The following is a 13,203-nucleotide window of genomic DNA, read 5'->3' as shown; positions in this document are numbered from 1 at the left end:
GCGGAACCGCGCGGAAACGGCCCGCGCCGGCGGCCGGGCGGTCGCCCTCAGAACTCGTCCGGGTCCCAGCGGGTGGCGGCGCGGATGGCGTCGGCGTCGAAGCCGCGCCGGGCCAGCAGGTCGGCGGCCTTGCGCCGCCGCACCGGATCCTCGGCCAGCCCCGCCCCGAAGCGGCGGGCCACCAGGTCACGGGCGATCTGCGTCCAGTCGCCCTCGAAGGCCTCCAGCGCGGCCCGGCCCACCTCCCCGGCCAGGCCGTGGGTGGCCAGCTCGGCCTGGATGTAGCGCGGCCCGTAGCCGGCCGAGGCGCGGTTGCGCACCAGGAATTCGGCGAAGCGCTCGTCGCTCTGCCAGCCCTCCCCGGCCAGGCGCTCCACCGCGGCGCTGGCCTCCTCCGCATCCACCCCGCGCGCGGCCAGCTTGCGTGCCAGCTCCTTGCGCGAGTGCTCGCGCCGCACCAGCAGGCCCAGCGCGCGCTGGACGGGGGTCTGCGGAGTACGCGGCCGGCGGCGGGAAGGCGAATCGGTCATCGGCTCAGGATACGGCGCGGCAGGCCGCGGCTCTGCCACGGTGGGGCCGGCCGGCGGCCGGCTTGCGGATGGAAACCCTGGCGCCGGGGTGCGGCCGGGCGCCGGGCGCGTCCGGCGGCAGGGCGTGGCCGGCGCGCGTGGGCCCGAGGAACAGCGGGGCGTCGGCGGCCCCGGCAGCGAAGCGGCCGTCCAGGTACAGACCGTGCCCGCCGCACATGCGCCGGGCCGACAGGCCCGGGCCCGGTGCTGCCTGTTCCGGCACGTATTCCAGGAACCGCGGATCGGTGGCCATCAGCTTCCCGCCCGCCGGGTCAGGCCGCGCGGCGGCGGCCCGCCCGGAGTGAGGGCACCGCCCCCCGCCGCGGCGTCACTGACAGCACCGCGGCGGGGGGCCGGCACCTCATTCGTCGCCCAGGCCGTCCTCGTCGCGCACGGCCTGGGCCGGCTGGAACTTCTCGCGCAGCTCGGCCTCCAGCTTGGCCGCCAGCTCCGGGTTCTCGCGCAGGTAGGTGCGGGCGTTGTCCTTGCCCTGGCCGATGCGCTCGCCGTTGTAGCTGTACCAGGCGCCGGACTTCTCCACGAGCTTGGCGTCCACGCCCATGTCGATCAGCTCGCCCTCGCGCGAGATGCCCTCGCCGTAGAGGATCTCGGTGACCACCTGCTTGAACGGGGGCGCCAGCTTGTTCTTGACGACCTTGATCTTGGTCTGGTTGCCGATGATCTCGTCGCCCTTCTTGATCGAGCCGATGCGGCGGATGTCCAGGCGCACCGAGGCGTAGAACTTCAGCGCGTTGCCGCCGGTGGTGGTCTCCGGGCTCTGTCCGGGCATCATCACGCCGATCTTCATGCGCAGCTGGTTGATGAAGATCACCAGGGTGTTGGAGCGCTTGATGTTGGCGGTGAGCTTGCGCAGGGCCTGGCTCATCAGGCGCGCCTGCAGGCCGGGCAGCTGGTCGCCCATCTCGCCCTCGATCTCGGCCTTCGGGGTCAGCGCGGCCACCGAGTCCACCACCAGGATGTCCACCGAGCCGGAGCGCACCAGCATGTCGGCGATCTCCAGGGCCTGCTCGCCGGTGTCCGGCTGCGACACCAGCAGGTCGTCCACGTTCACGCCCAGCTTGGCCGCGTAGATCGGGTCCAGCGCGTGCTCGGCGTCGATGAAGGCGGCGGTGCCGCCCTGCTTCTGGCACTGGGCGATGGCCTGCAGGGTCAGGGTGGTCTTGCCCGAGGATTCCGGACCGTAGATCTCCACCACGCGCCCCTTGGGCAGGCCCCCGATGCCCAGGGCCAGGTCCAGCATCAGCGAGCCGGTCGGCACGACCTCGACCGCCTCGATCGCGCGGTCGCCCATGCGCATGACCGAGCCCTTGCCGAACTGCTTCTCGATCTGGCTCAGGGCCGCGGCAAGGGCGCGCTTCTTGTTCTCGTCCATCGGGATGTCCTCGGGGTGTCAGTGATCAGGTGGGAGCAAGTGTGCGGCGTCCCGGTCGCACAGGCTGCGACGGCGCCCGGCAGACCGGATCCTGAGCGCCCGGCCGGGCCGGCGCCATCGTCGCCCGGCCTGCCGCGGCGTCGGAAAATCCCGGGCCGGGGCGCCGCGCCGCCATCAGCGGTTGGGCCGGACCAGGCCGCAGTACAGGCCCTCGATGGCGAAATCCTGGTCCGGCAGCACCTCGATGGGCGCGTAGTCCGGGTTGCGCGGCAGCAGGCGGATGCGGTCCTTGCCGATCTTCAGCAGCTTGACCGTGATCTCGTCGTCCACCCGCGCCACCACGATCTGGCCCGAGCGGGCCTCGCGGGTGCGGTGCACGCCGATCAGGTCGCCGTCGAAGATGCCCTCGTCGCGCATGGAATCGCCCCGCACGCGCAGCAGGTAGTCCGGCGCCGGGGAGAACAGCACCCGGTCCAGGACCACGAAGCTCTCGGCCAGGTCGGTGGGCACGTCGGCGCCGATCGGGGCGCCGGCCGCGACCCGGCCGAGGATCGGCAAGCGCAGGGCGTCGGCGGCGGCCTGGGGCAGGGGCAGCTCGCCCTGCGGCGGGACCGGGGCCCCCTTCAGGCGGATGCCGCGGGCGCGGCCGGGGAGCCGCTCGATGGCCCCCGCGGCCTCCCGCGCCTCCAGGTGGGACTGCGCGGCGCGCACGCCCTTGAAGCCGAAGGCACGGGCGATCTCGGCCTGCGAGGGCGGCATGCCCTCGCTCCCGATCCGCTCGGCGATCATGGCCAGGATGGCCTGCTGGGTGTCGGTCAGCTGCATGGTTAGTAGTAATACTGCTAACGCCGCCGCCGCGCAAGCCCGCCCTTCCCGCCTAGCCGCGCCCGCTGCGCCAGATGGACAGCAGGATCCACAGCCCGGCCAGCACCGCACCGACGAAGCCCGCCACGCCCAGCGCCAGCAGCCAGCGGCTGGGCACGCCGCCGCCGGCACTGTGCATCACGATCGAGGAGCCGATCACCAGCGCGGCGGTGACCACGCCCATGGTCAGGCGGTTGGCGGCCCGGTCCCCCTGGTCGCCGAAGGCCTTGAGCGTGGTCACGTCCATCTGCATGTGCAGGCGCCCGCGCCGGGCCATGCGCAGCAACCGGCGCACCTCGCGCGGCATGTCCCCGGCCAGGGCCAGCGCCTCGCGCAGCCCGCGCCGGCCGCGCCGCAACACGGCCGACGGCAGCCAGTGCCTGAGCAGCGCCTGCTCCAGGTAGGGCGCCGCCGCGGAGGCCATGTCGAAGTCCGGGTCCAGCTGCCGGCCCATGCCCTCCAGGGTGAGGAAGGCCTTGACCATCAGCGCCAGGTCCGGCGGCAGGCTCAGGCCGTGCTCGCGCAGGATCGCGGTCACGTCCAGCAGCATCTGGCCCATGTGCAGGTCCTTCAGCGGCACCCCGTGGTACTGGTCCACGAAGGCGCCGATGTCGGCCTGCAGGCGCGCCTCGTCCGGTTCGCCGCTGCCCTCGGCCCACTCGGCGAGCACCGCGGCCACCGCCTCCGGCTCGCGCGCCACCAGCCCGTGCAGCAGCTGCACGATCTGGAAGCGGCGCCCGGCGGACACGCGCCCGACCATGCCGAAGTCGATCACGCCGATGCGCCCGTCCGGCAGGTAGAAGATGTTCCCGGGGTGCGGGTCGGCATGGAAGAAGCCGTCCTCCAGCACCATCTTCAGCACGATGTCCGCGCCGGTGCGGGCCAGGGCCCTGCGGTCCAGGCCGGCCGCGTCCACCGCGGCCAGGTCGGTGCCGGGGATGCCCTCCAGGAACTGCTGCACGTTGAGCCGCTCGCAGGTCCACTGCCAGTACACCTTCGGCACGACGATGCCGTCGTGGCCGGCGAAGTTGGCGGCGATGCGCTCGGCGTTGCGGCCTTCGCCGGCGAAATCCAGCTCGCGGCGCAGCGACAGGGCGAACTCGTGCACCACCCGGGCCGGGCGGTAGCGGCGCAGGTCGGGGGCGCGCGCCTCGATGATCTCGGCCGCGCGCGCCAGCAGGCGCAGGTCCGCCTCGACGGTGTCGCGGATGCCCGGCCGGCGGACCTTCAGCACCACCGCGCTGCCGTCGGCCAGCCAGGCGCGGTGCGCCTGGGCCAGCGAGGCGGCGGCCAATGGGGTCTGCTCGATGCGGGCGAACACCTCCTCCGGCCCGGCGCCCAGGTCCTCGACCAGCTGCGGTCGGATCTGCTCGAACGGTACCGCCGGCACCGCGTTCTGCAGCTTGCCCAGCTCGGCGGTCCACTCCGGCGGCAGCAGGTCCACGCGGGTGGCCAGCATCTGCCCGAGCTTGACGAAGGTCGGCCCCAGCTCTTCCAGCGCGCGGCGCACCCGCACCGGCGGCGGCATGTGCGCCAGCGCCTCCGGGTCCTGCCAGTGCAGCATGCGCCCGGCACGCTCCAGCGCGCCGGCCAGGCCGATGCGGCGGACCACGTCGCTGAAGCCATAGGCCACCAGCACCGAGGCGATCTGCTGCAGGCGCCCCAGGTCGCGGACCGTGCCCAGGCTCTCCCACATCAGCGCACCTCCCCGCGGCGGCGGTGCGGCCTCACGGCAGCAGCGCCTCCACGCCCTGCAGCGCACGGCCGACGGTCTGCCGGCGCACCGCCTCGCGGTCGCCGCCGAAGTGGAACACCTCGGCGCGGGCGTAGCCGCCGCGCCGCTTCCAGGCGATCCACACCGTGCCCACCGGCTTGCCGGGGCTGCCGCCACCGGGGCCGGCGATGCCGGTCACCGCCACCGCGACGGTGGCGCCGGAGTGGACCAGCGCGCCGGAGACCATCTCGATGGCGGTCTCACGGCTGACCGCGCCGTGCTCCTCCAGGGTCTGCGGGCGCACCCCCAGCAGGGCCTGCTTGGCCTCGTAGCTGTAGGCGACCATGCCGCAGTCGAACCACTCCGAGGAGCCGGGGATGTCGGTCAGACACTTGGCGATCCAGCCGCCGGTGCAGCTCTCGGCGGTGACCAGGACGTCGCGGGCGGCGCGCAGCCGCTCGCCCAGGGCCTGGGCCTGCTGGCGCAGCTGCGCATCGGAAGGGCTTTGCATCGGGGCGACCGGGCGGGGTGGGATCATGCCGTTTTAGCCCAAACGCCGGCGCCTGTCTGCCCGGTGCCCCCCGGTGCCGCCCCGGTGGCCGGTCAGTGCCCGTGCCCGTCACAGCCGGCGCAGGCCTCGCGGCCGGACTCCAGCTGCAGGGTGACGTGGGCGATGCCGTGCCGCTCGCGCAGGGTGCCGGCCAGCTCGCGCCGCACCCGCTCGTGGTCGCCGGCAGCCACCACCACGTGCGCGGTCAGCGCCGGGGTGCGCGAGGCCAGCGCCCACACGTGCAGGTCGTGCACGCTGTCCACCTGCGGATGGGTCTGCAGGCTGGCGCGGACCGCATCCACGTCCACCCCGCGTGGCACACCCTCCATCAGCACGTTGCCGGCCTCGCGCAGCAGCACCCAGGTACGCGGCAGCACCCACAGGCCCAGCAGCACCGCCAGCAGCGGGTCCACCCAGTACCAGCCGGTGAGGCGGATCAGCACCGCGGCCAGGATCACCGCCAGCGAGCCGAGCATGTCGCTCCACACCTCCAGGTAGGCGCCCTTGAGGTTGAGGCTCTGCCCCGCCCCGGCGTGCAGCAGCCTCATCGCCACCAGATTGCAGGCCAGGCCCAGCACCGCCACCGCCAGCATGCCCACGCTGGCCACCGGCCGCGGCTCCAGCACCCGCTGCACCGCTTCCCACAGGATGTAGCCGGCCAGCACGAACAGCAGGCTGCCGTTGGCCAGCGCGCCGAGGGCCTCGAAGCGGGCATAGCCGTAGGTGCGGCGCGCGTCCGGCGGGCGCCGTGCCAGGCGCACCGCCACCAGGGCGATGGCCAGGGCCAGCACGTCGGTGGCCATGTGGGCCGCGTCCGACAGCAGGGCCAGGCTGCCGGTCAGCCAGCCGCCGGCCAGCTCGGCCAGCAGCACCGTGGCGGTCAGGCCCAGCGCCCACCACAGCGGCTTCTCGTGGCGGATTTCGGCCGGCACGTGGCTGTGCCCGCCCAGGCCGTGGTGATGATGATGGTGATGGTGGTGGCCCGCCTGGCCGTCACCGTGGACGTGGTCCCCGTCCGCGTGGTGGTGGTCATGGGGGTCACCGCCACCGGGGCCGTGCCCGTGGCCGGAACCACCCGGCCCCTGCCGCACGCCGGCGCCCTGGAGCCGCGGATGCTTGGCAACGTCGTGGTCCATGGGCGCGACTATGGGCGATCCGGGCAGCGGAGACTATTACATCCGCCGCGCGCGCCGGTCCCTGCTCCCTGCCGTGTCAAGCCCGTCCACGGGGAGTGTTCAGGCGCTGGGACGGAGCCACGGGCGACAATCCCAGCCATGCCTTCCCGATCCACAGCCTCCGAAGCACGCCCTCCGGCCGACCCGCGCCTGCTCGCCCGGTGGGAGCAGTACATCGCCGGCACGCGCTCGCCGGCCGGCACGCTGGTGGCGGAGGCCACCACCGCCACCGCGCCCGCCCTGGTCGACCTGTTCTACGCCGAGCTGCTCGGCGACCGGCGCGCCAGCCGCTTCCTCGACCCCGGGCAGGTCCAGGAGCGGCTCAAGCCCTCGCTGCGGCGCTGGCTGCTGCAGCTGCTGGCCTCGCCGCCGGCGGAGGCGGAGGCGCTGCACCGGCTGCAGGAGCACGTCGGCCAGGTGCATGCGCGCATCGGCATCCCGATGGACCTGGTCGGGCGCGGCATGCGCCTGCTCAAGCAGCGCCTGTACGAGGACATCCGCGCCCGCGCGCGCGACCAGGGGCAGGCCCTGGAGGCGGTGATCCTGGTGGACGCGCTGATGGACCTGGCCCTGGAGGCGATGGGCCGCTCCTACGCCAGCTCGCGCGATGCGGCCGCCGAGCTGGACGGCTCCTTCCGCCTGTTCTCGCTGATCCAGAACGTCAGCACCGAGCGCGAGCGCCAGCGCGCGCTGCTGCTGTCGTGGGAGAACGCCCTGCTGTACGCGCTGACCGCCGAGCAGCCCGGCCCGGTGGAGCCGCTGCTGCTCTCCCGCTCGGAGTTCGGCCTGTGGTTCATGCACAAGGGCCTGGCCAGCTTCGGCGACACCGCCGAAACCCGGGAGGTGTCGCAGCTGGCCGCGCGCATCGACGCCGAGCTGCGCCAGCGCCTGCCGGCGGCCGACGCGGCGGCGCGCCGTGCGCTGCTGGACGACGTGCGCGGCTGGGCCGGGCGCATCCGCCACCTGGTCGCGATGATGTTCGAGGGCATCGGCGACCTGGAGGCCGGCCGCGACGCCCTGCCCCGCCTGCTCAACCGCCGCTTCCTGCCGACCGTGCTGCGCCGCGAGGTGGCGCTGCAGGCCAACACCGGCCGGCAGTTCGCCGTGCTGATGCTGGACCTGGACCACTTCAAGGCGATCAACGACCGCTACGGCCACGAGACCGGCGACCGCGCCCTGCAGCACGTGGCCCAGCTGCTGGAGGAGAACACCCGCAGCAGCGACTACCTGTTCCGCTACGGGGGCGAGGAGTTCGTGGTGGTGCTGGGCTCGGTCGGCCGCACCGAGGCGGTCGCCATCGCCAACGCCCTGCGCCGCACCCTGGAGCAGAACCCGCTGCCGCTGCCCGACGGCGGCCCCCTGCCGCTGACCGCCAGCATCGGCGTGGCGGTGCAGGACGGCCCCCCCGACTACGCACGGGTGCTGGCCCGCGCCGACGCGGCCATGTACCAGGCCAAGCGCGGCGGCCGCAACCGTGTGGTCGTGGCCGACGGCGACCTGCCCGAACCGCCGGGACAGCGCGCGCTGCGGCGCTGAGGCGCGGGCCGCTACAATCGGCGGCCCCGCACCTTCCGCGTCCCGATGACCAGGACCTCCGACAAGTCCGCCGCGCCCGAGCACCCCCCGCTGATGAAGCAGTACTTCGCCGCCAAGGCGGAGTACCCGGACCTGCTGCTGTTCTTCCGGATGGGGGACTTCTACGAGCTGTTCTACGACGACGCCCGCAAGGCGGCGCGGCTGCTGGACATCACCCTCACCCAGCGCGGCAGCTCGGCCGGCGCGCCGATCCCGATGGCCGGCGTGCCGGTGCACTCCTACGAGAGCTACCTGGCGCGGCTGGTGGCGCTGGGCGAGTCGGTGGCCATCTGCGAGCAGATCGGCGATCCGGCCGCCAGCAAGGGCCTGGTCGAGCGCAAGGTGGTGCGCATCGTCACCCCGGGCACGGTGACCGACGAGGCACTGCTGGACGAGCGCCGCGACACCCTGCTGATGGCGGTGGCGCGCGGCCGCTCCGGCTACGGCCTGGCCTGGGCCGACCTGGCCGGCGGCCGCTTCCTGGTCAACCAGGTGGAGAACGAGGACGCGCTCAATGCCGAGCTGGCCCGGCTGGAACCGGCCGAGCTGCTGCTTCCGGACGAGGAAGGCTGGCCGCCGCTGCTGTTCGACGGGGCCACGCGGCGGCGTGCGCCGTGGCTGTTCGACCCGGACAGCGGCCGCCGCCAGCTGCTGCGCTTCTTCGGCGTGCACGACCTGACCGGCTTCGGCATCGAGGACATGCCGCTGGCCATCGCCGCCGCCGGCGCCCTGCTGGGCTACGTCGAGGAGACGCAGAAGCAGAACCTGCCGCACCTGACCTCGATCGCGGCGGAGACGGCCGGCGACGCGATCGTGATGAACGCGGCCACCCGCCGCCACCGGGAACGGGACAGCCGGGTGGACGGCGCCCACCGCCACACCCTGCTGGGCGTGCTGGACAGCACCATCACGCCAATGGGGGGGCGGCTGCTGCGGCGCTGGCTGCACCGCCCGCTGCGCAACCGCCAGGGTCTGGGCGAGCGCCACCACGCCGTGGCCACGCTGATCGAGCAGCGCGCCGACGATGCCCTGCGCGAGCGTTTCCGCGGCCTGGGCGACCTGGAGCGCATCCTCACCCGCGTGGCGCTGCGCTCGGCACGCCCGCGCGACCTGTCCACCCTGCGCGACGGCCTGGCCCTGCTGCCGGAGCTGCGCGCGCAGCTGGCACCGCTGGACTCGCCGCGCCTGGCCACGCTGATGGCCGAGCTGGGCGAGCACGGCGAGGTCGCCGGGCTGCTGGCCCGCGCGGTGGCGCCGCAGCCGCCGCTGAAGCTGGCCGACGGCGGGGTGATCGCCGACGGCTACGACGCCGAGCTGGACGAGCTGCGCCGGCTGTCCACCCACGCCGACCAGTTCCTGCTGGACCTGGAGGCGCGCGAGCGCGAGGCCACCGGCATCCCCACGCTCAAGGTGGGCTACAACCGCGTCCACGGCTACTACATCGAGATCAGCAAGGCCCAGGCCGCGCGCGCGCCGGTGCACTACACCCGCCGCCAGACCCTGACCGGCGCCGAGCGCTTCATCACCGAGGAGCTGAAGGCCTTCGAGGACAAGGTGCTGTCGGCGCGCGAGCGCGCGCTGGCGCGGGAGAAGGCACTGTACGAGGCGCTGCTGGACGCGCTCAACGCGCGCCTGGAGCCGCTCAAGCGCTGCGCCGCCGCGCTCAGCGAGCTGGACGTGCTGGCCTGCTTCGCCGAGCGCGCGCAGGCGCTGGACTGGTCGCAGCCGGAGCTGACCGACACGCCCTGCCTGCGCATCGAGCGCGGCCGCCACCCGGTGGTGGAGGCGGTGCGCGAGGAGCCGTTCGAGCCCAACGACCTGGACCTGTACGAGGACCGCGATGGCCGGTCGCGGCGCATGCTGGTGATCACCGGGCCGAACATGGGCGGCAAGAGCACCTACATGCGCCAGACCGCGCTGATCGTGCTGCTGGCGCACATCGGCAGCTTCGTGCCGGCCGCGCGCGCGGTGATCGGCCCGATCGACCGCATCCTCACCCGCATCGGCGCCGGCGACGACCTGGCCCGCGGCCAGTCCACCTTCATGGTGGAGATGGCCGAGACCAGCTACATCCTCCACCACGCCACCCCGCAGTCGCTGGTGCTGATGGACGAGATCGGCCGCGGCACCTCCACCTACGACGGCCTGGCCCTGGCCGACGCGGTGGCCCGCCACCTGGCCATGGTCAACCGCTGCTGGACCCTGTTCGCCACCCACTACTTCGAGCTGACCGCGCTGGCCGGCGAACCGGGCGTGGACGGCATCGCCAACGTGCACCTGGACGCGGTGGAGCACGGCGACGGCCTGGTGTTCATGCACACGGTCAAGGAAGGCGCGGCCAACCGCAGCTTCGGCCTGCAGGTGGCGGCGCTGGCCGGCCTGCCCAGGGCCACCCTGCAGCAGGCACGCCGCCGCCTGGCCGAGCTGGAGCAGCGCAGCCACGAGACCCACGCCGCCGCGGTGGGGCCGCAGGCGCTGGACGAGCCGCGCCAGTTCGCGCTGTTCTCGGCCACGCCCTCGGCCGTGCACGAGGCGCTGGCCGCGCTGGATCCGGACGAGCTGACCCCGAAGCAGGCGCTGGAGGCGCTGTACCGGCTCAAGTCCCTGCTGTGAGGCCGGCCGCCTTTCCAGCATGCCGATGCGCATGTAATACCCCAGGAACGCCGCCATCATCAGATCGGCGGCGGTGAAGCTGTCGCCCACCAGGTGCGTGCGCCCGGCCACGGCCTGCTCCAGCACGCGCAGCACGTCGGCCTCGCTGCCGTAGCCGGCGCTGAACGGCGGCGCCAGCGCACCGGCGTACTTGGCGGTGAACAGGGCCTCCACCGGCCCGGCGAGGAAGAACAGCCAGCGGTAGTACGTGCCCCGCTCCGGCGAGCCCGGCGGCGGCGCCAGCCCCTTCTCCGGCACCAGGTCGGCCAGGTAGGCGCAGATGGCGGCGTTCTCGGTGACCACCAGGTCGCCGTGGCGGATCGCCGGCACCTTGCCCATCGGGTTGATCGCCAGGTAGTCGGGCGACTTCATCGGCGCGCCGAAGTCGAGCACGACCTCCTCGTACGGCAGGCCGGTCTCCTCCAGCATCCAGCGGGTGATGCGCGCCCGCGACATCGGGTGGGTGTAGAAGGTCAGCGTCTTGCCCATCGTGCTTCTCCATCGTCGGTGGGAGGTGGGCGCAGTGTGGGCCGTGCCTGCTGACAGCTCCTGTCAGCAGCGGACCGCCCTCAGCCTTCGTGGTGGCGCAGGCGTTCCTGTTCCCAGCGCCGCAGCAGGCGGTGGCGCGGCTCCGGGTAGCGGCGCCCGGTGCTCTCCAGGGCGCGCACCCGGTCGGCCCGGAAATGGCGGAAGTCGCCACGCAGCTCGCACCAGGCCGCGATCAGGCGCCGGTCCTCGAGGAAGGCCATGGCGAAGGGCCATACCAGGCGCTCGGTGCAGCGACCCTCGGCGTCGGCGTAGTGCAGCCGCACCACGTGCTCGTCGCGGATGGCGCGGCGCAGGGCCGGCAGCCACGGCTCCGGCTGCGCCGGCCGCCACTCCGGGGCGAACAGGCCGCTGGTGTCCAGCTGCAGGCGCAGGTGCCCGGGCAGCACACCGCCGATCCGGTCCAGGGCGCGGCCGGCCGCGGCAGCCAGCTCCGGATCGGCGTGCGCGACCACCCAGCGCGCGCCCAGCACCAGCGCCTCCAGCTCCTCGGCCGGGAACATCAGCGGCGGCATCACGAAACCCGGCCGCAGCCGGTAGCCCACGCCCGGGTCGCCGTCGATCCGCGCGCCCTGCGCGCGCAGGGCCTCGATGTCGCGGTAGACCGTGCGCAGGCTCACGCCCAGCCGCTCGGCCAGCTGCGCGCCACGCACCGGCCCGCGCCGCTGGCGCAGCGCGTCGAGCATCCGCAGCAGGCGCGTGGCACGCGTGGTCATCGGAACGGGTCGGAGCCCTGCGCGACAGTGCCAAAAGCATAGCCGCCAGGCGGCTTGATCGGGGTCAATGCGCCCGGGCGCGTGCTGATAGATAACACTCCTGGACCCCCCAGCAGGAGTCCCCCCAATGCGTCCCCGTAGCATCGCCCTGGCCACCGCACTTGCCCTGGCCTGCGCCGGCCTGCAGGCCGCGCCGGCCGCATCCGGCGATACGCCCGACGCGGCCTCCCTGCGCGAGACCGCCAAGGCCCTGTTCGGCCCGATCCCGAAGAAGGTCGACAGCGTGCGCGGACAGGCGATCACCGCCGAGCAGATCGAACTGGGCAAGTCGCTGTGGTTCGAGCCGCGCCTGTCGCGCAGCCACGTGATCAGCTGCAACACCTGCCACAACGTCGCCACCGGCGGCGCCGACAACGTGCCGACTTCGATCGGCCACGGCTGGCAGAAGGGCCCGCGCAACTCGCCCACCGTGTTCAACGCCGTGCTCAACGCCGCCCAGTTCTGGGACGGCCGCGCCTCCGACCTGAAGGAGCAGGCCAAGGGCCCGGTGCAGGCCAGCGTGGAGATGAACAACACGCCCGAGCGCGTGGAGGCCACCCTGCGCAGCATCCCGGCCTACGTGGAGGCGTTCAAGCGCGCCTTCCCGGGCGAGCGCGAGCCGGTGAGCTTCGAGAACATGGCCCGCGCCCTGGAGGCCTTCGAGACCACCCTGCTGACCCCCGACTCGCGCTTCGACCAGTTCCTGGCTGGCAGGAACAGCCTGGACGCGGCCGAGCTGCGCGGCCTGTCGCTGTTCATCGAGAAGGGCTGCGTGGCCTGCCATTCCGGGCCGAACTTCGGCGGCCAAGCCTATTACCCGTTCGGCGTGGTCGAGCGCCCGGGCGCCGACGTGCTGCCGGCCGACGACAAGGGCCGCTTCGCGGTGACCAACACCGCCTCGGACGAGTACGTGTTCCGCGCCGCGCCGCTGCGCAACGTCGAGCTGACCGCGCCCTACTTCCACAGCGGCAAGGTGTGGGACCTGGGCCAGGCGGTGGCGATCATGGGCAGCAGCCAGCTGGGCCATGAGCTCGACGCGGCCGAGGTCGAGTCCATCACCCGCTTCCTGAAGACGCTGACCGGCCGCCAGCCGCAGGTCACCGTGCCGGTGCTGCCGCCGAGCACGGCGGCCACGCCGCGCCCGGAGTGATCCGGCCGCGCATCCGGAGCCAGTCTTCAATCGAAGGACCGCCGGCCTCCGCGCGCGGAGGCCGGCCCGGGGCCGTGGATGGCGACGCCGTCCACGGCCCTCGTTTTCGGCGGTCACAGGCGTCCAAAAAAAATGGTTCTTCTCCCAACTGAGGGGAGAGAGGCGCACGGCCGACCCGGCAGAATTGTTGTTCTCGAGGCAACAAAACGGGGCCGGCCGTGGCCGAAGTGGATTGTATGTCCCAGCTGGGTGGCTGGAAG

The 13,203-nt window shown here is 73.4% G+C and carries 11 protein-coding genes and 1 pseudogene; 3 read left to right on the top strand and 9 right to left on the bottom strand.

Features of this window, described 5'->3' with window-relative positions:
* Window positions 1–47: 47 nt before the first annotated feature.
* The 7 genes from recX to CR938_RS02355 all read right to left on the bottom strand — a co-directional run bounded on the left by recX (window position 48) and on the right by CR938_RS02355 (window position 6,226).
* Complete coding sequence (gene recX / locus CR938_RS02385) at window positions 48–530, bottom strand: recombination regulator RecX (protein ID WP_162123479.1); 483 nt, start codon at window positions 528–530, stop codon at window positions 48–50.
* Window positions 531–534: 4 nt separating this feature from the next.
* Window positions 535–822, bottom strand: coding sequence for a hypothetical protein (locus CR938_RS02380; protein WP_162123478.1), 288 nt, complete (start codon window positions 820–822; stop codon window positions 535–537).
* Between the two features lie 108 nt (window positions 823–930).
* Window positions 931–1,962 (bottom strand): recombinase RecA, encoded by a 1,032-nt coding sequence (recA, locus tag CR938_RS02375; RefSeq protein WP_162123477.1) that lies wholly within the window; start codon window positions 1,960–1,962, stop codon window positions 931–933.
* A 174-nt stretch (window positions 1,963–2,136) separates the two neighbouring features.
* Complete coding sequence (gene lexA, locus CR938_RS02370) at window positions 2,137–2,787, bottom strand: transcriptional repressor LexA (protein WP_162123476.1); 651 nt, start codon at window positions 2,785–2,787, stop codon at window positions 2,137–2,139.
* 52 nt (window positions 2,788–2,839) lie between these two features.
* Entirely contained in the window at window positions 2,840–4,522 is a 1,683-nt protein-coding gene (gene ubiB / locus CR938_RS02365) for a 2-polyprenylphenol 6-hydroxylase (RefSeq protein ID WP_162123475.1), read from the bottom strand.
* 31 nt (window positions 4,523–4,553) lie between these two features.
* The gene (locus CR938_RS02360) at window positions 4,554–5,051 is read right to left on the bottom strand and encodes a CinA family protein (protein WP_162123474.1); all 498 of its coding nucleotides are present in this window, start codon (window positions 5,049–5,051) and stop codon (window positions 4,554–4,556) included.
* 92 nt (window positions 5,052–5,143) lie between these two features.
* Window positions 5,144–6,226, bottom strand: coding sequence for a cation diffusion facilitator family transporter (locus CR938_RS02355; protein ID WP_211365156.1), 1,083 nt, complete (start codon window positions 6,224–6,226; stop codon window positions 5,144–5,146).
* Window positions 6,227–6,364: 138 nt separating this feature from the next.
* On the opposite strand from CR938_RS02355, the gene CR938_RS02350 reads away from it, so the two are divergent.
* Both CR938_RS02350 and mutS read left to right on the top strand, forming a co-directional pair.
* Complete coding sequence (locus CR938_RS02350) at window positions 6,365–7,801, top strand: GGDEF domain-containing protein (RefSeq protein WP_162123473.1); 1,437 nt, start codon at window positions 6,365–6,367, stop codon at window positions 7,799–7,801.
* A gap of 45 nt (window positions 7,802–7,846) precedes the next feature.
* On the top strand, window positions 7,847–10,453 hold the full coding sequence (gene mutS, locus CR938_RS02345) for a DNA mismatch repair protein MutS (protein WP_246190938.1): 2,607 nt from the start codon (window positions 7,847–7,849) through the stop codon (window positions 10,451–10,453).
* On the opposite strand, the pseudogene CR938_RS02340 reads toward mutS, so the two are convergent.
* Window positions 10,454–10,981 (bottom strand): annotated as a pseudogene (locus tag CR938_RS02340) (glutathione S-transferase family protein); the annotation flags it as partial.
* 80 nt (window positions 10,982–11,061) lie between these two features.
* Window positions 11,062–11,754, bottom strand: a complete 693-nt coding sequence (locus CR938_RS02335) for a helix-turn-helix transcriptional regulator (protein WP_162123472.1) — start codon at window positions 11,752–11,754, stop codon at window positions 11,062–11,064.
* A 127-nt stretch (window positions 11,755–11,881) separates the two neighbouring features.
* On the opposite strand from CR938_RS02335, the gene CR938_RS02330 reads away from it, so the two are divergent.
* Entirely contained in the window at window positions 11,882–12,943 is a 1,062-nt protein-coding gene (locus CR938_RS02330; protein ID WP_162123471.1) for a cytochrome-c peroxidase, read from the top strand.
* The last annotated feature ends 260 nt before the right edge of the window (window positions 12,944–13,203 follow it).

The sequence above is a fragment of the Pseudoxanthomonas taiwanensis genome (assembly GCF_010093135.1).
GTDB classification, from domain to species: Bacteria; Pseudomonadota; Gammaproteobacteria; order Xanthomonadales; family Xanthomonadaceae; genus Pseudoxanthomonas; species Pseudoxanthomonas taiwanensis.
This window is presented reverse-complemented; position numbering and strand designations above follow the sequence as displayed.

What these genes read in the sequence shown, in the direction of transcription:
- recA (WP_162123477.1), bottom strand. Translation starts at nt 1,962, where the DNA reads ATGGACGAGAACAAGAAGCGCGCCCTTGCCGCGGCCCTGAGCCAGATC.
- recX (WP_162123479.1), bottom strand. Translation starts at nt 530, where the DNA reads ATGACCGATTCGCCTTCCCGCCGCCGGCCGCGTACTCCGCAGACCCCC.
- lexA (WP_162123476.1), bottom strand. Translation starts at nt 2,787, where the DNA reads ATGCAGCTGACCGACACCCAGCAGGCCATCCTGGCCATGATCGCCGAG.
- ubiB (WP_162123475.1), bottom strand. Translation starts at nt 4,522, where the DNA reads ATGTGGGAGAGCCTGGGCACGGTCCGCGACCTGGGGCGCCTGCAGCAG.
- CR938_RS02355 (WP_211365156.1), bottom strand. Translation starts at nt 6,226, where the DNA reads ATGGACCACGACGTTGCCAAGCATCCGCGGCTCCAGGGCGCCGGCGTG.
- CR938_RS02330 (WP_162123471.1), top strand. Translation starts at nt 11,882, where the DNA reads ATGCGTCCCCGTAGCATCGCCCTGGCCACCGCACTTGCCCTGGCCTGC.
- CR938_RS02380 (WP_162123478.1), bottom strand. Translation starts at nt 822, where the DNA reads ATGGCCACCGATCCGCGGTTCCTGGAATACGTGCCGGAACAGGCAGCA.
- CR938_RS02350 (WP_162123473.1), top strand. Translation starts at nt 6,365, where the DNA reads ATGCCTTCCCGATCCACAGCCTCCGAAGCACGCCCTCCGGCCGACCCG.
- CR938_RS02335 (WP_162123472.1), bottom strand. Translation starts at nt 11,754, where the DNA reads ATGACCACGCGTGCCACGCGCCTGCTGCGGATGCTCGACGCGCTGCGC.
- mutS (WP_246190938.1), top strand. Translation starts at nt 7,847, where the DNA reads ATGACCAGGACCTCCGACAAGTCCGCCGCGCCCGAGCACCCCCCGCTG.
- CR938_RS02360 (WP_162123474.1), bottom strand. Translation starts at nt 5,051, where the DNA reads ATGCAAAGCCCTTCCGATGCGCAGCTGCGCCAGCAGGCCCAGGCCCTG.